General features: G+C 73.0%; 18 protein-coding genes. 7 read left to right on the forward strand and 11 right to left on the reverse strand.

What is annotated here, in order from left to right; translation table 11 throughout:
• Window positions 1–123: 123 nt before the first annotated feature.
• Genes AB0A74_RS38970 through AB0A74_RS38980 form a run of 3 tightly spaced genes read right to left on the reverse strand, consistent with a single transcriptional unit; the run spans window position 124 to window position 2,752 of the window.
• Window positions 124–888, reverse strand: coding sequence for an ESX secretion-associated protein EspG (locus AB0A74_RS38970; protein WP_358257696.1), 765 nt, complete (start codon window positions 886–888; stop codon window positions 124–126).
• A complete protein-coding gene (locus tag AB0A74_RS38975; protein ID WP_358257697.1) occupies window positions 885–2,378 on the reverse strand; it encodes a PPE domain-containing protein in 1,494 nt (497 codons plus the stop codon). The genes AB0A74_RS38970 and AB0A74_RS38975 overlap by 4 nt, the downstream gene beginning before the upstream one ends.
• An 11-nt stretch (window positions 2,379–2,389) precedes the next feature.
• Window positions 2,390–2,752, reverse strand: a complete 363-nt coding sequence (locus tag AB0A74_RS38980) for a hypothetical protein (protein ID WP_358257699.1) — start codon at window positions 2,750–2,752, stop codon at window positions 2,390–2,392.
• Window positions 2,753–2,958: 206 nt separating this feature from the next.
• On the opposite strand from AB0A74_RS38980, the gene AB0A74_RS38985 reads away from it, so the two are divergent.
• Window positions 2,959–5,688 (forward strand): BTAD domain-containing putative transcriptional regulator, encoded by a 2,730-nt coding sequence (locus AB0A74_RS38985; RefSeq protein WP_358257700.1) that lies wholly within the window; start codon window positions 2,959–2,961, stop codon window positions 5,686–5,688.
• A 21-nt stretch (window positions 5,689–5,709) separates the two neighbouring features.
• Here the strand turns inward: AB0A74_RS38985 and AB0A74_RS38990 are convergent, their stop codons facing one another.
• Entirely contained in the window at window positions 5,710–6,183 is a 474-nt protein-coding gene (locus tag AB0A74_RS38990; protein WP_358257702.1) for a carboxymuconolactone decarboxylase family protein, read from the reverse strand.
• 120 nt (window positions 6,184–6,303) lie between these two features.
• Here AB0A74_RS38990 and AB0A74_RS38995 point away from each other — a divergent pair, with 120 nt between their 5' ends.
• On the forward strand, window positions 6,304–6,789 hold the full coding sequence (locus AB0A74_RS38995; RefSeq protein WP_358257704.1) for a cupin domain-containing protein: 486 nt from the start codon (window positions 6,304–6,306) through the stop codon (window positions 6,787–6,789).
• Between the two features lie 428 nt (window positions 6,790–7,217).
• Here AB0A74_RS38995 and AB0A74_RS39000 read toward each other — a convergent pair whose 3' ends face one another.
• Complete coding sequence (locus AB0A74_RS39000; protein ID WP_358257706.1) at window positions 7,218–8,072, reverse strand: hypothetical protein; 855 nt, start codon at window positions 8,070–8,072, stop codon at window positions 7,218–7,220.
• A 313-nt stretch (window positions 8,073–8,385) separates the two neighbouring features.
• On the opposite strand from AB0A74_RS39000, the gene AB0A74_RS39005 reads away from it, so the two are divergent.
• Entirely contained in the window at window positions 8,386–11,580 is a 3,195-nt protein-coding gene (locus AB0A74_RS39005) for a S8 family serine peptidase (RefSeq protein ID WP_358257707.1), read from the forward strand.
• Window positions 11,581–11,654: 74 nt separating this feature from the next.
• Window positions 11,655–12,419: a PIG-L family deacetylase gene (locus AB0A74_RS39010; RefSeq protein ID WP_358257709.1), complete on the forward strand. Its 765-nt coding sequence runs from the start codon at window positions 11,655–11,657 to the stop codon at window positions 12,417–12,419.
• Here the strand turns inward: AB0A74_RS39010 and AB0A74_RS39015 are convergent.
• From AB0A74_RS39015 to AB0A74_RS39025, 3 genes are all read right to left on the reverse strand, one after another.
• Window positions 12,394–12,828, reverse strand: coding sequence for a hypothetical protein (locus AB0A74_RS39015; protein WP_358257711.1), 435 nt, complete (start codon window positions 12,826–12,828; stop codon window positions 12,394–12,396). The two genes, AB0A74_RS39010 and AB0A74_RS39015, sit on opposite strands and share 26 nt — an antisense overlap.
• A 140-nt stretch (window positions 12,829–12,968) precedes the next feature.
• Window positions 12,969–14,108 (reverse strand): mechanosensitive ion channel domain-containing protein, encoded by a 1,140-nt coding sequence (locus tag AB0A74_RS39020; protein WP_358257713.1) that lies wholly within the window; start codon window positions 14,106–14,108, stop codon window positions 12,969–12,971.
• A gap of 81 nt (window positions 14,109–14,189) precedes the next feature.
• Entirely contained in the window at window positions 14,190–14,807 is a 618-nt protein-coding gene (locus tag AB0A74_RS39025) for a TetR/AcrR family transcriptional regulator (protein WP_358257715.1), read from the reverse strand.
• 71 nt (window positions 14,808–14,878) lie between these two features.
• Here AB0A74_RS39025 and AB0A74_RS39030 point away from each other — a divergent pair, with 71 nt between their 5' ends.
• The 3 genes from AB0A74_RS39030 to AB0A74_RS39040 are packed head-to-tail and all read left to right on the forward strand — an operon-like array spanning window position 14,879 to window position 17,582.
• The gene (locus tag AB0A74_RS39030) at window positions 14,879–15,736 is read left to right on the forward strand and encodes a metal-dependent hydrolase (protein WP_358257716.1); all 858 of its coding nucleotides are present in this window, start codon (window positions 14,879–14,881) and stop codon (window positions 15,734–15,736) included.
• A complete protein-coding gene (locus tag AB0A74_RS39035; protein ID WP_358257718.1) occupies window positions 15,736–16,656 on the forward strand; it encodes a PDR/VanB family oxidoreductase in 921 nt (306 codons plus the stop codon). Before AB0A74_RS39030 ends, AB0A74_RS39035 begins: the two co-directional genes overlap by 1 nt.
• A gap of 17 nt (window positions 16,657–16,673) precedes the next feature.
• The gene (locus AB0A74_RS39040; protein ID WP_358257720.1) at window positions 16,674–17,582 is read left to right on the forward strand and encodes an alpha/beta fold hydrolase; all 909 of its coding nucleotides are present in this window, start codon (window positions 16,674–16,676) and stop codon (window positions 17,580–17,582) included.
• Here AB0A74_RS39040 and AB0A74_RS39045 read toward each other — a convergent pair.
• The 3 genes from AB0A74_RS39045 to AB0A74_RS39055 all read right to left on the reverse strand — a co-directional run bounded on the left by AB0A74_RS39045 (window position 17,491) and on the right by AB0A74_RS39055 (window position 20,601).
• The gene (locus AB0A74_RS39045) at window positions 17,491–18,807 is read right to left on the reverse strand and encodes a DUF4173 domain-containing protein (protein ID WP_358257722.1); all 1,317 of its coding nucleotides are present in this window, start codon (window positions 18,805–18,807) and stop codon (window positions 17,491–17,493) included. The genes AB0A74_RS39040 and AB0A74_RS39045 overlap by 92 nt on opposite strands.
• A gap of 91 nt (window positions 18,808–18,898) precedes the next feature.
• Entirely contained in the window at window positions 18,899–19,933 is a 1,035-nt protein-coding gene (locus AB0A74_RS39050; RefSeq protein ID WP_358257724.1) for a HAMP domain-containing sensor histidine kinase, read from the reverse strand.
• Window positions 19,930–20,601: a response regulator transcription factor gene (locus tag AB0A74_RS39055; RefSeq protein ID WP_358257726.1), complete on the reverse strand. Its 672-nt coding sequence runs from the start codon at window positions 20,599–20,601 to the stop codon at window positions 19,930–19,932. The genes AB0A74_RS39050 and AB0A74_RS39055 overlap by 4 nt, the downstream gene beginning before the upstream one ends.
• Window positions 20,602–20,900 lie beyond the last annotated feature (299 nt).

The raw sequence follows: 20,900 nt of genomic DNA on the forward strand, positions 1-20,900 counted from the left end.
AAAGTGTGGTAGCCCTTCGGGCAGGTCATACGGTGGGGAACACGAAGGCCCCTTGTGGCTGGGAGCCCGAACCAAAAGCACGCCGCTGCGCGGCGGGAACGCCGCGCTCCTGCGGGTCGTGGGCTAGGCGATGGTGGTCAGGACCTTGTCGATCCTCGTGGCGATGCGGTCGTTGTCCGTTGGTGCGAGGCTCAGCCAGCCGTCTTCGTGGACCATCAGGTATCGGCCCTGGTTCGTGTCGAACCACGTGATCAGGGTGCCCGCCCTGGTCGGTCGGTAGCCGCCGCCCACGCTCACGCCGAACTGGCCGCCGGCCACCCGGTTCACCGCCAACTCGCCGACCAGGGCCGCGTCCTCGCGGGACAGGCCCGCTTTTTGCAGCGCGGCACGGTCGTCCAGTTCCTCGCCGCCCCACGGGTCGTCGTCCTCGTCGTCGCCGTCCTCCTGTTGGAGTGCGACCGCTGCGGTCAGCGTCTCCAGGCGCAGGGACAGCGCGGTGCCGGGGCCTGCGGTTCCGTCGGGCAGGACTTCCACGATGGAGCGCGCCAACGCGGTCGGGCGGATCTCCAGCAGGCCGACCTTGCCGCTGTCGATCACCGCCAGCACGGCCCGCGTGCCGTCCGACGCCGCCACCGCCCGCACCGGGCGGTCGAGGTGGGCCACCGCGTCCACCGACAGGGTGTGCTCCGCCAGCAGGCGCAGCAGGTCGGTCAGCTTCGGGCTCGGCTCGCCGTACTCGGCCAGCACCTTCGCCTTCAGCTCGGCGCGTTCGGACTCGGTCGCGCCGCCGCTGGGGACGTCCAGCGGGTAGGGCAGCCGGCCCAGGTCCAGGTCGTGCCAGAGCACGTCGAGTTGGACCGGCGTGAGCAGGAACTCCGGCTCGATCACGCCTCGCCGCCCTTCTTCTTCGGCTTCGCGCCGCCGATCACCGAGGGCGGCAGGTTCTCGCCGGGCACCTCGAAGATGTCCTCACCGCGCAGGTACGCGGCGGAGCGGTGTTCCTTGTCGTCGTCGCCCTGGCCGCCGGCGGGTGCTCCGCCCATCGGCGCGCCGCCCATCGGCATGCCGGACGCGGCGCCCGCACCGGGGGCCATCGGGCCGAAACCGCCCGGCATGGGACCGCGCTGGCCGACGACACCGGTCGAGCCGCCGGCGGCCAGTTGCCCGCCGCCGCCACCGGAGCCGGTCGGGCCGAAGCCGCCGCCACCGCCGGCACCGCCGAAGCCGCCACCGCCGCCGCCACCACCGGGGAAACCGCCGGGCATGCCGGGGCGCGCGCCGGGGCCGCCGGCGGGGCCGCCGCCGACGGGCGGGGTGCCGGGGGTGCCGGCCGGGACGTAGGGCGGGTACTTGCCCGGTGCCTGCGGCACGACCGTCCCGGGGGGTGCGGGGCGGTACGGCGGCGGCTGCTGCTTGCCCCCGCTCGACGCGGGCGGGACGTACGACGGCGGCACGTACGACGGCGGGTTCTGGCCGCCGCCCGACGACGGCGGCGGGTAAGCGGGCGGCGTGTACTTGTTCGCCACCGGGACCTGGGCCGCCGCCGCGGCGGCCGTCGTGCCCTCGGGGCGGTACGACGCGGCCGGGGCCAGCGGAGTGCCGGCGGCACCGCCGTACGACCCGGCGCCGACACCGGACGAAGTCGCCGCCGGCGTGTACGCGGGCGCGGCCGGAGCCGCCATCGCCGACGCGGCCACCGTGGTCCCGCTCGCGGCGCCGCCGCTCGGCGCCATCGCGGGCTGCGCGTCGCTCAACGTGGGCGCGCCGGCGGTCGCCATCATCATCGCCGGCGGCTCCTCGACCCGCCCGGTCACCGGGTTGTACGGCGGGGTGAACCTCGGCGTGGTCTGGTCGACCGCGCGCGACTCGTTCTCCATCGTCGTCATCACGGTCACGGCGTGCTCGTGCAGCGCGCGGGCCTGGTCGTTGGCCGCCTGCACGTCCGCCGCGGACGTCACCAGGCCCTGGATGCCGCCCTGGGTGAACGTGCCGGTCGCCTGGTCCCAGGAGAAGTTCACCGGTTCGGGCATCGACGCCCGCGCGTTCTCCATGATGACGCTCTGGTCCTGCACGCGCTTGCCGACCTCGACGGCCGTGGCGGCGGTCTGCGTGACCCACTCGGCGAGCTTCTTCACCGCGGCCCGCGCGCCGTCGGCGGCCTCGCCCGTCCAGCCGGACTCGGAGGCGGCGACGCGCTCGTTGATCACCCGCGCGGACTCGGTCAGCTCGGTGCCGAACTGGCCCCACTCCGCGCCGATCTCGCCGGTCTGGCCGGGGTCGTTGTTGTTGTGCACCGCGTCGTAGAGCTCGCGGTGGGACCGGGACGCCCAGTTCTGGGCGTCGGTGAGCACCAGGTCGATCTCCTGCTGGTCGGCCATGGTCGTCCCCCTCACTCGCCGCTCAGGCGGGTCAGCTCGGAGCCGTGCTCGTCGTCGATCGCCTGGAAGTTGCGGATCGCGCTGCGCACGGAGTCGTGGGTCTGCTGGAGCACTTCGCGGTAGGCCGTCATCACCGACACGAACGACATCGGGTCACCCTCGGCGCGGGCCTCGAACTTCGCGGCCATCCGGTCGCCGACGGGGTTCGCGCCCAGCGGCGCGGGGCGGGCCAGGCGGCCGGCGCGCTCCAGCCACGAGTCGACCTGGTCGATCTGCTCGACCAGCATCCTGCGCAGTTCCTCACCGGTCGCCGGGTCGAGCGTCACCCGTCCGGAGTTCACCGACTCCGACAGCGCGAGGACCTTGCTCCCCACGGACGGTTGGGGGGCCTCTTCCGGATTCCCTGGCTCGGCGATGTACATGGTGGAGTCCCTCGCGAAGGCAGCCTGCTGGACGCAACCCAGGCTCCCCGCGCGCGCCAACGCGGGCCCAACGTCGCGCCAATGCGGGCTTCCGGAGGGTGCCCGCCACTGTGGGAAACTCTTCGATCACGGGGTGCTGATGCTGAAAGGTCTTCAGGATGCGGGTGAACCTGCTCGGGCCGGTTGAGCTGGTTTCCGCTGGTGGTGAACCCGTCCGGCTGGGCGCGGCCAAGCGCCGGACCGTCCTGGCCGCGTTGGCGTTGGAGCTCAACCGGGTCGTCTCCGGTGACCGCCTGCTGTCGCTGGTGTGGGACGGCTCACCGCCGCCGCAGGCCAAAGCCGCCCTTCAGGGACATATCGCCCAGCTCCGGAAGGTCCTGTCCGACGGCGTGGCGCTTCTCACGCGCGCGCCCGGCTACGTGCTGACCGGCGAGCGCGGCGCGGTGGACGTGTTCCGCTTCGAGGACCTGGTGGCCTCCGCGCGCGACGCCGCGGACGAGGCCGCCGTCACCCAGTTGGCGGAGGCGTTGGCGCTGTGGCGCGGGCCGGTGCTCGCCGACGTGCCCGGCGACCGGGTGCGCGAGGCGGTGTCGGCGCGGCTGGAGGAGCTGCGGCTGGTGGCCGTGGAGGAGCTGGCGACCCGGCTGTTCCGGCTGCGCCGCGCGGCCGACGCGGTCGGCGAGCTGCGCGACGCCGTGGCCGCGCACCCGTTGCGCGAACCGCTGGTGGCGCGGCTGGTGCTGGCGCTGCACTGGACCGGGCGGCAGGCCGAGGCGCTGGAGGTGTTCCACCGCACGCGTGAGCGGCTGGCCGAGGAGCTGGGCGTGGACCCGGGCCCGGAGCTGCGCGACGCGTACCAGACCGTGCTGGCCGGGGACACCGCGCCCAAGCGGGTGGAACGCGGGCCCGCGCCGGCCCAGCTGCCCCGCGAGCACCGCGGGTTCGTCGGCCGCGAGCCGGAGCTGGCCGACCTCGCCGACCGGCTGGGCGGCGACTCGGCGATCGGGCTGCTGGTCGGCCCCGCCGGGGTGGGCAAGACGGCGTTGGCGCTGCGCTGGGCGCACCGCGTGGCGGCGGACTTCCCCGACGGGCAGCTGTTCGTGAACCTGCGCGGGTTCGACGAGACCGAGCCGCTGGACCCGCGCACCGCGCTCATCGGGTTCCTGCGGGCGCTGGGCCTGGCCGACTCGCAGATCGCCGTGGACCTGGAGGACCAGGCCGCGCAGTACCGGTCGCTGCTGGCCGGGCGGCGCGTGCTGGTGTTCCTGGACAACGCCCGCTCCGCCGAACAGGTCCGGCCGCTGCTGCCCGGTTCGGCGGGCTGCCAGGTGCTGGTGACGAGCAGGCACCGGCTGGACGACCTGGTGGTCACCGAGGGCGCGTCGGCGCTGCACGTGCAGACGTTGCCGGAGAACAACGCCGAGGACCTGCTGGCGGCGGCGCTGGGCCGGCCGCGCATCGAGCAGGAGCCCGAAGCCGTCGCCGAACTGGTCGAGCTGTGCGACCGGCTGCCGCTGGCGCTGCGCATCGCGGGCGCCCGCCTGGCGTCCAGACCCCGGTGGACCGTCCAGTCCCTGGTCGACGAGCTGCGCGACGAGCAGCACCGGCTGGCCGCGCTCGAACTGCCCGAGGCCGGGCGCGGGGTGCAGGCCGCCCTGGCGGTGAGCTACCGGGAGCTGCCCGAGGGCGCGGCGAGGTTGTTGCGCCGCCTGGGCCTGCACCCCGGCACCGACCTGGACAGCTACGCCGCCGCCGCGCTGCTGGACATCAACGTGGTCAGCGCCCGCACCCACCTGCGCACCCTCGCCTACGCCAACCTGCTGCACGAGTCCACGCCCGACCGGTACTCGCGGCACGACCTGGTGCGGCTGTTCACCCACCACCTGGCCGTCGGCGAGTCCGATGTGGACGACGCGACGAACCGCCTGCTGGACTACTACCTCTACGTCGCCGACGCGGCGCGCACCCACCTGTCCGACCACGTCCGCCCGTTCAGCCCGCCCGAGCACAAGCCCGCGAGCCACCCGCAGCTGTCCTCGCACGCGGCGGCGCTGGACTGGTTCACCCTGGAGGAGGCCAACCTCGGCCTCGCCCTGGACGCGGCGCTGGTCGGCGGTCACCTGGAACGCGCCTGGCAGCTCGCGCTGTGCCTGGACGCGTTCCACTTCCGGCGCGGCAACCGGGTGGACCGGTTGGCGTTGTGCCGCATCGGTTCCGAGGCCGCGCGGGCGTTGGGCGACGCGCACGCGGAAGCCACTTTCCTGCTGCGCCTGGGTTCCACGCTGGCCGACCTGGGCCGCCTGGAGGAGGCGGTCGGGGCGTGCACGCGGGCCGCGGACCTCGCCCGCGGCGACCGCGACCTGGAACTGGCGGCCCTGGCGAACCTGGGGTACTGCCTGATGGCCGACGACCAGCTCGACCGGGCGCAGGAGACGATCCTGGAGGCGCTGGAGGTCGCGCGCGAGGTCGGCGACACCCGGTCACAGGCCAGCGTGCAGAACAACCTGGCGAACGTGTTGCTGCGCAAGCACTTGCCGGAGGAGGCGCTGCGCCACGCCACCGAGGCCCTGGGCCTGTTCGACCCGGCCGCGCCGTCCAAGGCCCACACCGCCACCCTGCACACCGTGGGCGCCGCGTCCCAGCAACTGGGTCGGCTGGACGAAGCCCTGGAGCACTACCGGGAAGGGCTGGCGCTGGCCGAACGGCTGGGCGACCGGTACCAGGAGGCGTTGTGCCACCGGGCCATCGGCGACGTGCTGGAGCAGTCGGTCGGCCAGGACGCGGCGACCCCCCACTGGCTGACCGCGCTGCGGCTCTACCGCGACCTGCGCGTGGAGGACGCCGACGACCTGGCGGCGAAGCTCGACCCCAGCGTGACGGCGGGCTGACGAGCCGCCGTCGCCGGTCGGTCAGCCGAACATGCCCGGCCGGTAGGCGCCGGCGGGCTGGCGGACCAGCACGTTGACCCGGTTGAAGGCGTTGATGACGGCGATCGACGCCACCAGCGCGGCCAACTGGTCCTCGTCGTAGTGCTTGGCGGCGTTGTCCCACACCTCGTCCGACACGCCACCGGCGGCGTCGGCGATGCGCGTGCCCTCCTCGGCCAGCTCCAGCGCGGCGCGCTCGGCGTCGGTGAACACGGTCGCCTCCCGCCAGGCGGCCACCATGTTGAGCTTCTCGGGCTCCTCGCCGGCCGCGACGGCGTCCTTGTAGTGCATGTCGGTGCAGAACCCGCAGCCGTTGACCTGGCTGGCGCGCAACAACACCAGGAACCCGGTCGTCTCGGGCACCCCCGAGGCCTCGACCGATTTGCCCGCGGCGACGAGGTGCTTGAGGAACTTGGCGGTGGTCTTGTTGGCGAACAGGTCGATGCGCGCTTCCATCTTCGTCGTGCTCCTTCGTCGTTCGTGCGTTTCCAAGGAGGTGACGGAGCCGGTGGCGGCGGTGTGACAACCTGTCGTTGTGGCGTGGGCCACCCTGCCGGGGAAGGGGATCGTTCGGGGATGAGCTACTACACCGGGTCGACGGGCGAGACCAGCGCGCTGTGGCGGCCGGTCGCGGACGTCGAGACGATCGACCGGCCGAAGACGCAGGCGAGGCTCGTCGCGCCGGGGAGCGTGACGCGGGGCCGGTTCGGGTTGTTCGAGTGGAACATGCGGCCGCGGTCGGGCGGGCCGGGCGCGCACTTCCACCGGACGTTCTCGGAGTCGTTCTACGTGGTCTCCGGGACCGTGCGGCTGTTCAACGGCGAGAAGTGGGTGGACGCCACGGCCGGGGACTTCCTCCACGTGCCCGAGGGCGGGGTCCACGCGTTCCGCAACGACGCCGACGGGCCGGCGTCGATGCTGATCCTGTTCGCGCCGGGCGCGCCGCGGGAGGAGTACTTCCGCGAGCTGGCGGAGATCGGCGACTCGGGCCGGCAGTTGTCGGCGGAGGAGTGGACCGAGCTGTACGCCCGCCACGACCAGTTCATGGTCGACCAAGGTTGATGAACCGGCGACGGGGAAACGCTTCCGCGCTGCGGGTGACGCTTTCCGTCGCCCGTTGTCGCGGGGATCACCGATGCCCGTTCAACCCTGTGAACCGGCACACCCCGCGAATCGTTCCCGTGGCGCGGCGCACGTGGGGGAAAGCGCGCGCTGCGTTTTCCGGGGATCGCACGTCGGGGGAGCGTGCGACCCGTCCGGAACGGGTGACTCGCGGGGTGTTCCCGGGGCCGCCGGCCGGTGGTGGGGGGATACCGTCCGGCCGACGGCGGCCGGTCTGCGCGGGCGCTCCTGCGACGCCTCGGGGAGAGGGCCTGCCGGCGCCCGAGGGGGTGTTGGCGCTGGTGGTGTCCTGACGTCCGGGCGGCATCCGCGAGCCGACCAAAACTAGAACGAGTCAGGTCCGGAAGGTGTTCCCCGGGTGTCCAGGGTCACCCCTGCTCGCGCAGCGCGGACATGGCCGACTCGGCGGCGGCCAGCCTGTCGTGGGCCTTGGCGGCCTTCCGACGTGCTCTTTCGACCTGCGCGGCGGCCTCGTGGGCGGCCTGTTGCGCGCGCCTGAGCTCCGCCTTCAGCTCCTCCGCCCGCTCCTCCCGCGCGGTCAGCTCGGCCTCCGCCCCGGCCAGCGCCTTGTCGGCGTCCCGGGCGCCCTTCTTCGCGGCGGTGATGTCCTCGCGGGCCTTGGCCAGCTCGCGCTCGCGCTTCTTCTCCCGCCGCGGGGCGAGGTCGTCGCGGGAGGAGGGCGCGCGGGGCGCGGGCGTCGGGACGGCGGTCTCGGACAGGGGGCCGAAGCCGGACTGCTCGACCGGCTTCACCAGCCGCCCCGCGCGGATGCGGGCCGCCAGGACCGCGTCGGCCAGCGCGGACGTCAGCGTGGTGCGCACCTGCTGCACGGCGTCGGGCCCCAACGGCGTCCCGGCGTCCCGCGCCAGGTCCTCGGTGAGCCGCACGAGGGCCCCGACGACCACCCGCCGCTTCGCGCTCAGCTCCCGCAGCACGCCGCCTTTCAGGCCCTCCTGGGCCGCCCGCAACTGCTCGCCCAGTTCGACCGCCTGCGCGTACTCGGGGGCGTGCCGCCGGGCCAACTGGTTGAGCGCCCACGCCGACAAGGTCGGCTTGCGCAGCGCGGAGACCTGCTTCGCCAAGGCCTTGTCCCCGCGGTCCAGGGCGCGCCGGGCGGCGTCGTCCCGGGCCGCGACGAAGCCGGCCGGCGGCAGGGCGTACAGCTCGTCGGCTATCCGGTCGATGGGCGTCGCGTCCACGATGCAGACCAGTGTGCTCGCCATCGCGTTGATGTGCGATTTGTTACCGGTTCACGACGGTGTCGGATGGTTCACCGTTGACACTGGTTGACATTCGGTCCGGTCGGCTCTTGACTGGAAGCACCACACCGGTTTCGCACTGGTGTGGCACTTCTCGCGCGTTCGCGCAATACCCCGTTCAGTCCAATGTGGACTTTCTCTTTGCGCTGTTCGCACTATTGTCCGGCGGGACCCGGAAGGATGTGCTTGCGCCAATCTTTCCCCACGAAGGGTTTGCGCCGTGATCAACTCAGGAAGTCGGTGGAGACACCGCACCAGTGCGGCCTTGCTGGCCGCCGTGCTGGGCACGACTGGGTTCGGCTTCGCCGCCGCTCCGGCCGTCGCGCAGGAGGCGCCGAACGCGCCCGCGCCCGCCGACAAGCAGCTCGACAAGCAGGACCGGGAACGCCTCGCCCAGGCCGAAGCCAACGGCCAGGAGAACGTCACCCTGCTGGTCGCCGCCGAAGAAGGGAAGTTGGACTCCGCGGCCAACGACCTCAAGGCACTCGGTGGTGTGGTCGAGTCCACCGAACGCGACGTCGAGTACCTGAAGGTCTCCGTCCCGCGCGACAACGCCGAGAAGGCCGCCAAGCTGGCCTCGGTCAACGCCGTGGACGTCGACGGCCTGGTGGCGCTGGACGACCCGCGCCCCGAGGGCATCGCGAACCCGTTGCCGCAGAAGGCGCCGGACGCGAGCACGCCCAAGAAGAACCCGTACATGCCGATCCAGGACACCAAGGCGGCGCAGTTCACCGACGAGAAGCCCGAATGGGACGGTCGGGGCACCACCATCGCCATCCTGGACAGCGGCATCGACGTGGACCACCCGGCGCTGGCCACCACGTCCACCGGCGAGCGCAAGATCGTCGACTGGTACAACGCCAACGCCACCAACTCCGGTGACGGCACCTGGGTCAAGGTCGCGGGCCGCTACAACGGCTCCTTCACCCCCGTGGCCGGCGGCGCGACCTACAAGGCGCCGGCGACCGGCGGCCCGTTCAGCTTCGGCCTGTTCGCCGAGACCGCGGGCGACCTGGGCCTGGCCAACAGCGAGACCGGCGGCGACATCAACCGCGACGGCGACCGCACGGACTCCTTCGGCGTCCTCCAGGACGTCACCACCAAGGAAGTCCGCGTGGACGTGGACGGTGACGGCGACTTCACCGAGCACGGCGCGATGATCGACTACAAGTACAAGAAGGACGTCGGCCACTTCGGCGCGGACAACCCGGCCACGCCGGTGCTGGACACCGTCGCCTTCGTGGTCCAGACGGACCGCTCGATCTACGACAACGCCGGCCAGGCGTACGTCAACCTCGGCATCTCCGCCGCCGCCCACGGCACGCACGTCGCGGGCATCACCGCCGCGCACGAGATGTTCGGCGGCCGGATGGACGGCGCGGCGCCCGGCGCCAAGCTGATGGCCGTCAAGGTCTGCCTGTCCACCCCGTCGTGCACCTCCTCCGGCCTGATCGACGGCGTCCTGTACGCGGCCCGCAACGGCGCCGACGTCATGAACATCTCGATCGGCGGCCTGCCGGCGCTCAACGACGGCAACAACGCCCGTGCGGAGCTCTACAACCGCACGATCGCCGAGTACAACGTCCAGATCTTCATCTCGGCCGGCAACAGCGGCGCGGGCGCGAACACCGTCGGCGACCCGTCGGTGGCCACCGACGCGATCTCCGTCGGCTCCTACATCACCAGCGCCACCTGGCTGTCCAACTACGGCTCGGTCACCGCGCAGCGCGAGAGCCTGCACGGCTTCTCCTCCCGCGGCCCGCGCGAGGACGGCGGCTTCAAGCCGAACATCGTCGCGCCCGGCTCGGCGATCTCGACCACGCCGCAGTGGCAGAACCCGGGCCCGGTGGCGGGCACCTACGCCCTCCCGGCCGGCTACGCCATGTTCAACGGCACCTCCATGGCCGCCCCGCAGGCGACCGGCGCCGCCGCGCTGCTCGTCGGCGCGTACAAGGACGAGCACGACGGCCAGCGTCCCCCGGTGAAGGAACTGCGCGACGCCATCCACTCGGGCGCCAAGTGGGTCACCACCCTCAAGGCCTACGAGCAGGGCGCGGGTCTGTTCGACACCAAGAAGGCCTGGGCGCAGCTCGCCGCGCACCCGAACACCCAGAACGTCACCACCTCGGTGACGGTCAACACCGCGCTGTCCGCGCTGCTGAACCCGGCCAACACCGGCGTCGGCATCCACGACCGCGAGGGCGTGCAGATCGGCAAGGAGTACACCCGCACCTACACCCTGACCCGCACCACGGGCCCGAACACCAACCAGGTGTTCTCCGTGCGCTGGCAGGGCAACGACGGCACGTTCTCCTCGAAGTCGTCGGTCAGCCTGCCGCTGAACACGCCGGTCAAGCTCGACGTCAAGGTCAAGCCGACGACCGCCGGCGTGCACTCGGCCGTGCTGAAGCTGGACAACCCCGGCACCGTCGGCATCGACACGATGACCCTGAACACGGTGTTCGCGGCCGACCAGTTCGGCGCGGACAACAAGTACGCGGTCACCAAGACCGGGTCGATCGCCCGCAACCAGACGCACAGCTACTGGGTGAACGTCCCGGCGGGCACCAGCGCGCTGAAGGTCGACCTGGTCGGCGGCGGCGCCGAGGCCGGCAAGGGCCAGGTCCGCTTCCTGCGCTACGACCCGTACGGCGTGCCGAACGACACCACGTCGTCCACCAACTGCTACAACCCCGACGCGGGCGCGGGCTGCGCCGGCGGCTCCCCGACGAGCCGCACGGTCAGCAACCCGATCCCGGGCGTCTGGGAGCTGGTGGTCGAGGCGCGCCGCACCTCCGACGCCGACACCGCGCCGTACACGCTGACCGCGTCCGTGCTGGGCACCTCGGTCGCGCCGAACCCCGACACCATCGCCTCGGCGACCCCGGGCGTCGGCATCGACCGCTCCTGGACGGTGACCAACACCCTGGCCGCGTTCAACGGCAAGCTCGTCGGCGGCGCGTTCGGCAGCGCCAAGATCGACCGCCCGACGATCGCCCACACCGCCCGCCAGACCTACGACGTGATCGTGCCCGCCGGCACCACGTCGCTGCGGGCGACCATCGGCAAGCCGGGCGACATCGCCGCCGACCTCGACCTGTTCGTCTACAACTGCACCTCCGGCACCTGCGTCATCGCCGGCCAGCAGGCGGACGGCGACTCGGAGGAGTCGGTGACGGTCAACAACCCCGCCGCGGGTCGTTGGCAGGTCGCGGTGGACGGCTACGACGTGCCGGCCGGCACGACGGAGTACGACTACATCGACGTCTACGCCGCCCCGGGCCTGGGCACCATCACGACGAACGACGCCGACGCCGACCGCACCGCCGGTGCGACCTGGAACGTGGCCGGTGTCGTGACGGCGCAGGCCGCCGCCGGCGCGGGTCGCGTCCTGCGCGGCGAGCTGACCGTGCAGACCGCCGAGGGCGCCGTGGTGGGCCGCGGCGCGGTGATCGTGCAGAACGTGGCCTGATCACCACCGCAAGACCAGCGAGGGCCGTCCCGGGCGCAAGCCGGGGCGGCCCTCGCCGTTCTAGGCTCGACCGGGTGGATCGACATGGGTCAGGGGCCACCGTGGTCGCGTTCCACGCGCACCCCGACGACGAAGTCCTGTTGACCGGCGGCACGCTGGCCCGGGCGGCGGCGTTCGGGTGCCGGGTGGTGGTCGTGGTCGCGACGGACGCGATGTGGGACGAGCCGCCCGTGCGGCTGGACGAACTGCGGGCCGCTGCGGCGATCCTGGGCGTGCACCGGGTGGTGCACCTCGGGTACGCCGACAGCGGTCACGGCGCGATCCTGTTCGAGGACCCGCCCGGCCGGCAGCGGTTCGTCCGCGCCGACGTCGGGGAAGCCGCCGGTCGGCTGGCCGCCCTGTTGACCGAGGAAGCCGCGGACGTGCTGTTGAGCTACGACTCCAACGGCGGTTACGGGCACCGGGACCACGTGCGGGTGCACGAGGTGGGGCGGCGGGCGGCCGAGCTGACCGGGGTGCGGTTGCTGGAGGCGACCATGCCGCGGGACGCGGTCGTCCGGGTGGCGCGGGTCCTGCGGGCGCTGCGGGTGCCGTTCCGCTACGAGGGGCTGGACCGGGCCTTCAGCGCGAAGGCGGACATCACGCACCGGTTCGACGTGCGGCGGTTCGCGCGGCGCAAGCAGGCCGCGTTGGCCGCGCACCGCTCCCAGGTCGGGGGCGGCGGGCGGTCGGCCGCGGTCATGCGGTTGCTGGTGCGGCTGCCCGTCCCGGTGTTCGGGTGGGTGGCCGGGCGCGAGTGGTACGTCGAGCCGGCTAGGGGGTCGGGTCGGCGTTGCTGAGCGGCTCGTCCACGTCCACCTGGCGCACGCCGTCGGTGGTCACCACGCGCTCGACGTCCGCGACCGGCACCGACACCCGGATGTAGCCGATCGACGTGTCGGTGGCCTCCACCGTGGCCCCCAGGCCGCGCAGGGCCGCCGCGGTGCCCTCGGTCCGGCTCGCCTCCGTGGAGATGACCAGCACCACGGTCGGCACCCCGGACCGCTGCGCCCGCGCCAGGACCTCCTTGCCGTGCGGGCTGAGCTTCGCGGGCATCGAGACCTCCGAAGTCGTCGTGACGGTCGTGGCCGCCGCGGGCGTCGTGGCGGCCGTGGCAGCCGTGGGAGCCGTCGCCGTGCCGGCGTCCCGCGCGGGCGCGCCGCACGCCACCAGGGCGAAGCCCAGGGCAACGACCACGATCCGTCTCATGGAACCTCCCGGAGTCATCCTGGCACCAGGACGGACCGACCGGACCGAACGGTTGCGTCACATCCCGCAGCCCACGGCTCGCGGCCACACGGCTAGCGGCCACACGGCTCGTGGCCACACGGCTCACGCCTTCCGGTCGCTCACGGCCCGTCGTTCGCCGAGCGCCCGTCCGGCCCGCTGAACGCCTGCACGCGCTCCTGCCCGTCCTCGCTCTCCCCGAACACCCGGTTGTCCGACCCGGACGCCTCGCGCCGCGCCACGGCCTGCGCCCGCGGCAGCTCGCGCACCCGCATCTGCGGCAGCGCCGCGGGCTGGTGCGAGCGCAGCCACGCCACCAGGTGCTCCCGCACCTCGCACCGCAGGTCCCACAGCCGCCCGGCGTCGGTCGCGCTGACCAGCGCGCGCACCCGCACGAACGCGCTCACCGCGCCGGTCACCTGGAGCACGCACACCCGCCCGTCCCACAGGTCGTCGGACTCCAGGAACTTGCGCAGCTCCTGCCGCATGTCCTCCACCGGCACGGTCCAGTCGACGTCCAGCTCCACCGTGCCCAGCAGCGCGGACTGGGTGCGGGTCCAGTTCTCGAACGGGGTCTTCAGGAAGTAGGCCGTGGGCAGGATCAGCCGCCGGTCGTCCCACAGGTGCACGACCACGTAGGTGAGCGTGATGTCCTCGATCCGCCCCCACTGGTCGTCCACGACCACCACGTCGTCCAGCCGCAGGGCGTCGCTGAACGCGATCTGCACGCCGGCGAACACGTTGCCCAGCAGGGACTGCGCCGCCAGCGCGGCGATCGCGCCGATCACACCGGCCGACGCCAGCAGGCTCGTGCCCGCCGCCCGCGCCTCGGGGAACGTCATCAGCACCGACGCGAACGCCAGCACGCTGACCACGACCACGGTCACCCGCCGCACCAGCGTGATCTGCGTGTGGACGCGGCGCGCGTGCCGGTTGTCCGACACGTCCACCCGGATGCGGGCGAGCGTCGCGTCCTCGGCCACCACCAGCAGCGCCGCCAGCAGCCACGCGCCGGCGAGGATCAGCGCTATCCCGACCACGTGCAGCGCGACCGGCCGCCAGTCGCCCCACCCGACCACGCCGATGGAGAACTGCACCGCGACCAGCACGGCGACGGCGAGCGCGGGCCGGTGGGCGTGCTGGGCGAGACCCGCGAAGAGCGCGGACCGCCGACCGATCCGCCGGACCACCCGGTGCACCGCGGTGACCACGGCCAGCGCCACCAGGACGGATCCGGCGAACGTGAGCACGGCGACGAGCACGGGGGGCACCTCCTGGGGTTCGGGGACATCCTCCGACCCGTACCCATCCCGACGTTCACCCATTCGTGGTAGCGATCGACCTCACGATCGCGGCAACGAGTGGGCGATCCGGCTCACGAACGCGACCAGGCGCTCGGGCGGGAACCGTTCCGGGTCGGTGATCGCCAGTCGTCCGGCCATCTCGCCCAGCGCCAGCATCGCGTGGCCCAGCAGCTCGGCGTCCAGGTCCGGCCCGCCCATCGCCTTCAGGCCCAGGTCGGCCAGCGCGTTGACCTGCTCGGTGACCTGCGCCCGCACCCGTTCCACTTGCTGCCGGAACTCGACCGGCGTCCCCTCCGGCGGCAGCAGCACGAGCCGCCAGCGGTCCGGGCTCTCGACCACCGCGTGCACGAAAGCGCGCACGGTGTCCGTGTAGAGGTCCTCCGGCGAGCGCTCGTCCAAACCCTCCGGGATCGCCTCCAGCACCTGGGCGGTCGCGCGCGTGGACTCGCGTTCCAGCAAGGCCGAGATCACCTCGGCGCGGTTCGCGAAGATCTCATACACGACCGGCTTGGTCACGCCGCACCGCCGTGCCACCGCCTCCATCGTCAGCGCGTCGAACCCGCCCGTCACGATCAACGCCAACGCCCCGTCCAGCACCTGGTCGCGCCGCTGCGCCGCGGGGAGGCGGGGGGCGTACTTCCGGCGCGTTGTGCTCACCCGCCCATATTGCTACGGTGGCGTAGCTTTCACAAAGCTACGCTGGCGTAGCAATGGTGCGGGAGGTCGTGATGGAGCCCGACAACCTCGTGTTGCAGCCCCGGGACGTGCACTTCGACTGGTCGGACCTCCCGATGCACTGGGTGCCCGACGAGCCGACCACGACCCACGTCATGAACGTCCTGCACCTGCTGCTGCCCGAGGGCGAGCGCTGGTTCGTCCGCACGTTCCAGCAAGCCGTCCCGCTGATCACCGACGACGACCTGCGCGCCGACGTGCTGGGTTTCATCGGCCAGGAGGCCGTGCACGCCGAGGCGCACAGCGAGGTGCTGGACCACCTGCTCGCCAACGGCCTCGACCCGCGCCCGTTCACCCGGCACATGGAGGTCGTCTTCCGGCGCATCCTCGGCGACCGCGAGGGCGTCACCGAGCGGCAACGCCGCGAACAGCTCATCGAGCGCATCGCCCTGGTCGCGGCCATCGAGCACTTCACCGCGTTCCTCGGCGACTGGATGCTCAACGCCACCGCCCTCGACCGCGCCGGCATCGACCCGACCATGCTCGACCTGCTGCGCTGGCACGCCGCCGAGGAGGTCGAGCACCGCAGCGTCGCGTTCGACCTGATGCGCCACCTCGACCGCCGCGAGTCCCGCAAGATCCGCACGATGCTCATCGCCGGGCCGGTGCTGTGGCTGCTGTGGGTGCGCGGCGCGAAGTTCCTCATGGACCACGACCCGCTGCGCCCCGGCCGGCTCACCCTGCGCGAGTTCCGCCGCGCGGGCCGCCGCGGCCTGCTGCCCACCGGCGGCGCGCTGTTCCGGGCGTTCCTGCGCTACTTCCACCCGCGCTACCACCCGAAGCAGGAGGGTTCGACCAGCCAGGCCGTGGCGTACCTGGCGTCCTCGCCGGCCGCGCGGGCGGCCCACTGATGGACGGTTTCGTGCGCGGCCTGGAGAAGTTCACCGACGGCTACCTGAAGTCCCTGCGCCACCTGGGGTCCGCGCGCCCCGGGCGGGGTGCCGGCCGCCCGTTGCGGCTGACCGTCGCGGACCGCCGCGAGGAGGCCGAGGGCGTGGTGGGCCTGCGGTTGACCGGCCCGGACCTGCCCGCGTGGCAACCCGGCTGCCACCTCGACCTGCACCTGGCCTCGGGCCTGCGCCGCCAGTACTCGCTGTGCGGCGACCCGCGCGACCGGTCGTCCTACCGGATCGCGGTCCGCCGCGTCGGCGCGGGCTCCGCCGAGGTGCACGCGCTGCGCGAAGGGGACGAGGTGCTGGTGCGGGGGCCGCGCAACGCGTTCCCGTTCGTCGCCGAGGGGCCGATGCTGTTCCTGGCGGGCGGCATCGGCATCACGCCGATCCTGCCGATGGTCCGCGAGGCCGTCCGCGCCGGCGTGGACCACACCTTCGTCTACCTGGGCAGGTCCCGGCGGTCGATGCCGTTCCTGGCCGAACTCCCCGCCGGCGCCGACGTCCGCCCGGACGACGAGTTCGGCGTGCCGGACCTGGCCGGGATCGTCGGCGCGTTCCCCGCCGACGGCTCGGTCTACTGCTGCGGCCCGACGCCCATGCTCGACGCGGTCCGCCGCGCCTTCGCGTCCCGCCGACTGCACTTCGAGCGCTTCGCGCCACCACCCATTGTGGACGGTCGGCCGTTCGAGATGGTCTTGCGCCGCAGCGGGATCACTGTGGACGTCCCCGCCGACCGCTCGGCGCTGGACGTGCTGAAGGACCTGCGCCCGACCGTGCCCTACTCGTGCCGCCAGGGGTTCTGCGGCACGTGCGAGGTGGACGGCGTCCGGATCTGCGTCGCCCGCCCCACCGGCGACCGGCTCGTCCTCGACCTCTGAAACTGCCTGGAGGAACCGTGTTCGTGCAATCCGAAGGCGTGCGGCTGTCCGTGTACGAGCGCGGCGACCGCTCCGCCCCCACCGTCGTCCTGGTGCACGGCTACCCCGACACCCACCGCGTGTGGGACGGCGTCGCCGCGATCCTCGCCGAGGAGTACCACGTCGTCACCTACGACGTTCGCGGCGCGGGCGCGTCCGGCAAGCCGCGTGACCTGGCCGGGTACCGGCTGCCGGTGCTGGCCCGCGACCTGTTCGCGGTGATCGACACGGTCAGCCCCGACCGGCCGGTGCACGTCGTCGCGCACGACTGGGGTTCCATCCAGGCGTGGGAGGCGGTGACCACGCCCGGCGCGCGGATCGCCTCCTACACGTCGATCTCCGGTCCGTGCCTGGACCACGTCGGGCACTGGATGCGCCGGCGGCCGACGGCCAAGCACGCCAAGCAGTGGCTGCACTCCTGGTACATCCTCGCGTTCCACCTGCCGTTCCTCGCGCCGTTCGTGTGGCGTCGGGTGATCGGGCCGCGCTGGGGCGCGCTGCTGCGCCGCATGGAAGGCGTCCAGGCGCACGTCCCGGACACGATCGTGGAGGACGGCGTCAACGGGATCTCGTTGTACCGCGCCAACTTCATCCCCCGGCTGCGCGCGCCCCGCGCCCGGCGCACGGACGTCCCGGTGCAGATCGTCCAGCCGCTCAAGGACAACTACGTCACCGACGGCGTCCTGGACGCGGCCACCCCGTGGGTGCCGAACCTGCGCCGCCGCGTGCTCGACGCCGGCCACTGGGCGCCGGTCACGCACGCCAAGGTCATCGCGCTGCTGGCGGCCAACCACGTCACCGCGCACACCCCGTCGGGTGAAACTCCCGCAACGCCTCCCGCGCCCGGCTCCGCGCCAGGTTCCACGACCGCCAGTCGTCCCCGCTGACGTACCGGTACCGCAGGACGCACTGCCGCATCGGCTCGGGGAGCGTGGCCAGCACCGGGACGGCGTCGTCGGACAGCCTGCGCAGGTGGTCCAGGTCGATCTTGCCGGTCTCCTCCCACCGGGCGACGTTGCGCTGCGCGGTGAACCGGTCGGGGTTGAGCACCGCGAGCCCGACCAGCCCCAGGAACCCGCTGACCAGCACGGCCCGCGGCAGCCACCCGCCGCGCATCCGCACGCCCGCGGCCAACACCATCAGGTACACCAGCGCCAGCCACAGCTCGCACGCCGACACCAGCACGCGCAGCGTGGTGAACCCGTACGCCTGCTGGTAGATCCACATGCGGGCCAGCGCCGACGCCACGATCACCAGCGTGAGCACGGTCAGCGCGCCGAGCAGGCCGCGCAGCCACGTCCGGTCGGCGTCGTCCGCGAAACGGGCGGCCACGGCGATGACCACGAGCGTCAGCACCGCGACCGCGAGCAGTTGCCAGAACCCGCGGCGCGCGTACTCGGCGTAGGTGACGCCGGCCGTGCGCACCACGTAGTCGTCGCCGCCGAACAAGGTCGTGACCTGCACCCCGACGAACGCCGTGAACAACGCGACCAACGCCCCGACCGGCATCGCCCACTCGCGCAGCGCCACGGTCCGCCGCTCGCCGGGCACGTGCTCGGGCGTCGGCGACCCCACCAGCCGGCACGCCCCGACCACCCCCAGCCCGACCGCGAGGAACACGACGATCCACTGCCCGTCCACCTCGGGCACGGACTCGCCGAGCAGCTCGGCGAACGCCGCGTCCGCCCCGGCGAGCAGCGGCACGAACACCGCCAGCACCGCCGCGGTGAGCACGATCGGCCGCGCCATCCGGGTGGACCCGGACGCCTTCACCCCGCGCGCCAGCCACGGCAGCGCCGGCGGGATCGCCATCAGCACCGCGGCGGACCCGGCCAGCAGCCCTCTCGCCGTCCGCCCGCCGACCACCGCCAGCGACCCGGCGGCGCACCCCGCCACCACGCACAGGGTGAACAGGTCCGCGTCGGCGACCAGCGCGCCGGTGGCGAACAGGAGCAGGCTCAGCGCGGTCCACCCCGGTCTGACCTTCCGGACCAGGGCGAACACGACCGCGGCGGTGAGCAGCCAGCCGAGGCCGGGTTCGTCCAGCGGCAGGAGGACGGCGGCGCAGGCCCCGCCGAGGAGACCGGTGAGCAGCACGCGGTTCGGTGACATCAAGACCTTCCGAAAACGTTTGCGGCGCTGGATGAGGGCGCGCCTGATCGGGCGTGGTCGGTGTCCGACACGCCTGTGGTGGGGTTGGCCGCTACGCGGTCGCGGCCGTGCGGGTCATGGGCAGGGTGGCGCGGATGCGGCAGCCGGGGCCGTCGACCACGGCGATCGTGCCGCCGTGCAGGTCCACGATCCAGCGGGCGATGTTGAGGCCGAGCCCCGTGCCGCCCCCGCCGGCCCGCTCGCCGCGGGTGAAGCGCTCGAAGACCCGTTCCCGGTCTTCCGGGGCGATGCCGGGGCCGTCGTCGGAGACCTCCAGCACCAGGTCGCGGCCCACCCAGGTGGCCGTCACGCGGACCTCGCCGCCGGAGGGGCCGTGGCGGGCGGCGTTGTCCAGGAGGTTGACCAGGACTTGGTGGACGCGGGCGCGGTCGGCGACCACGGTCGCGGTGGGCGGGCGGACGTCCACCACGAACGTCGTCGCGGGGGACGCCACCGACGCCTCCGCCACCACGTCGGACAGCAGCGGCGCCACCGGGAACTCGGCGAGGGCCAGGCGGTGCGCGCCGGCGTCGATGCGGGACAGGTCGAGCAGCTCGGTGACCAGGCGGCCGAGGCGCTCGGTCTGGGCCAGGGCGGTGCGCATGGTGCGGGCGTCCGGGGCGGCGACGCCGTCCACCACGTTCTCCAGGACGTTCTGGAGGGCGGTGATCGGGGTGCGCAGCTCGTGGGAGACGTTGGCGATCAGCTCGCGGCGCTGCCGGTCGGCCGCCGCCAGGTCCGCCGCCATCTGGTTGAACGCGCTGGCCAGCTCGCCCACCTCGTCCCGAGCGGTGGCGCGGACCCGCTTGCTGTAGTCACCACGCCGCATCGCGCGGGCCGCCGCGGTCATCTCGCGCAGCGGGCGGGTCATGCCGTGGGCGAGCACCTGGGAGGTCACCAGGGCGATGACCAGCGCGCCTGTGGTCGTGCTGTACGGGAGCCAGCCGATGCGGTACCAGAAGAACGAGAACCCGGCCGCGCCCGACGAGACCAGCAGGATGCCCAGCTTGAGCTTGATCGAGCGGACCGGGTCCAGGGGTCTGGGCAGGAAGTCGATGAACGCGTCGAACGCCGTGCGCAGCTTCACCGCGGCGCCTCCAGGGCGTAGCCGACGCCGTGGACGGTGCGGATCAGGTCCGTGCCGAGCTTGCGGCGCAGGGCTTTGATGTGGCTGTCCACGGTCCGGGTGCCGGTGGCGGCGTCCTGCCACCCCCACACCTCGGTGAGCAGCCGTTCCCGCGACTGCACGGCCCGCGGGCGCTCGGCGAGGTGCACCAGGAGTTCGAACTCGGTGGGCGTGAGGTGCGCCTCGGCCCCACCCCGCACGACCCGCCGCTCGGCCAGGTCGATTTCGAGGTCCGCCACGGTGATCCGCGCGGACACGGGAGCGGACGACCGCTCCACCCGCCGCAACAGGGCGTGCACCCGGGCCGCGAGCTCCCGGATCGAGAACGGCTTGGTGAGGTAGTCGTCCGCGCCGACCGCGAGCCCCACGAGCAGGTCGGTCTCGTCCCCGCGGGCGGTCAGCATGAGCACCGGAACGGGCCGGTCGGCCTGGATGCGCCGACACACCTCCAGCCCGTCGAACCCGGGCAACATGACGTCCAGCACCACGAGATCGGCGTCAGCGGCCTTGCGCACCCCGGAAGGCCCGTCATGCGCCAACTCCACCTCGAACCCCTCCGCCCGCAGCCGCGCGGCCACGGAGGAGGCGATCGTGAGGTCGTCCTCGACCACCAGAACCCGGCGTGTCATGGCACCGACTGTAGGTGTCGGTGGTGGAGGCCTTCGGTGAGAGTTGTGAACGTCGTGTGGAGGAACGCTCCCCGCGCACACCCCGCCCACCCCGCCCACCCACCCGGCCCACCCCGCCCGCCCACCCGGCACACCCGGTCCACCTGGCCCACCCGGCCCACCTGGTACGGCGCAGCGGCACGCTTTCAGCCGCGCGCCGGCGCTTTTCGCCGCGCAGCGGCGGCTGAGCTACCAGCCACAGGGGGTCTTCGTGTTCCCCACCGTATGACCTGCCCGAAGGGCTACCACAGATTGCCGGG

The sequence above is a fragment of the Saccharothrix sp. NPDC042600 genome (assembly GCF_040647305.1).
In the GTDB taxonomy this organism is placed as follows: domain Bacteria; phylum Actinomycetota; class Actinomycetes; order Mycobacteriales; family Pseudonocardiaceae; genus Actinosynnema; species Actinosynnema mutabilis.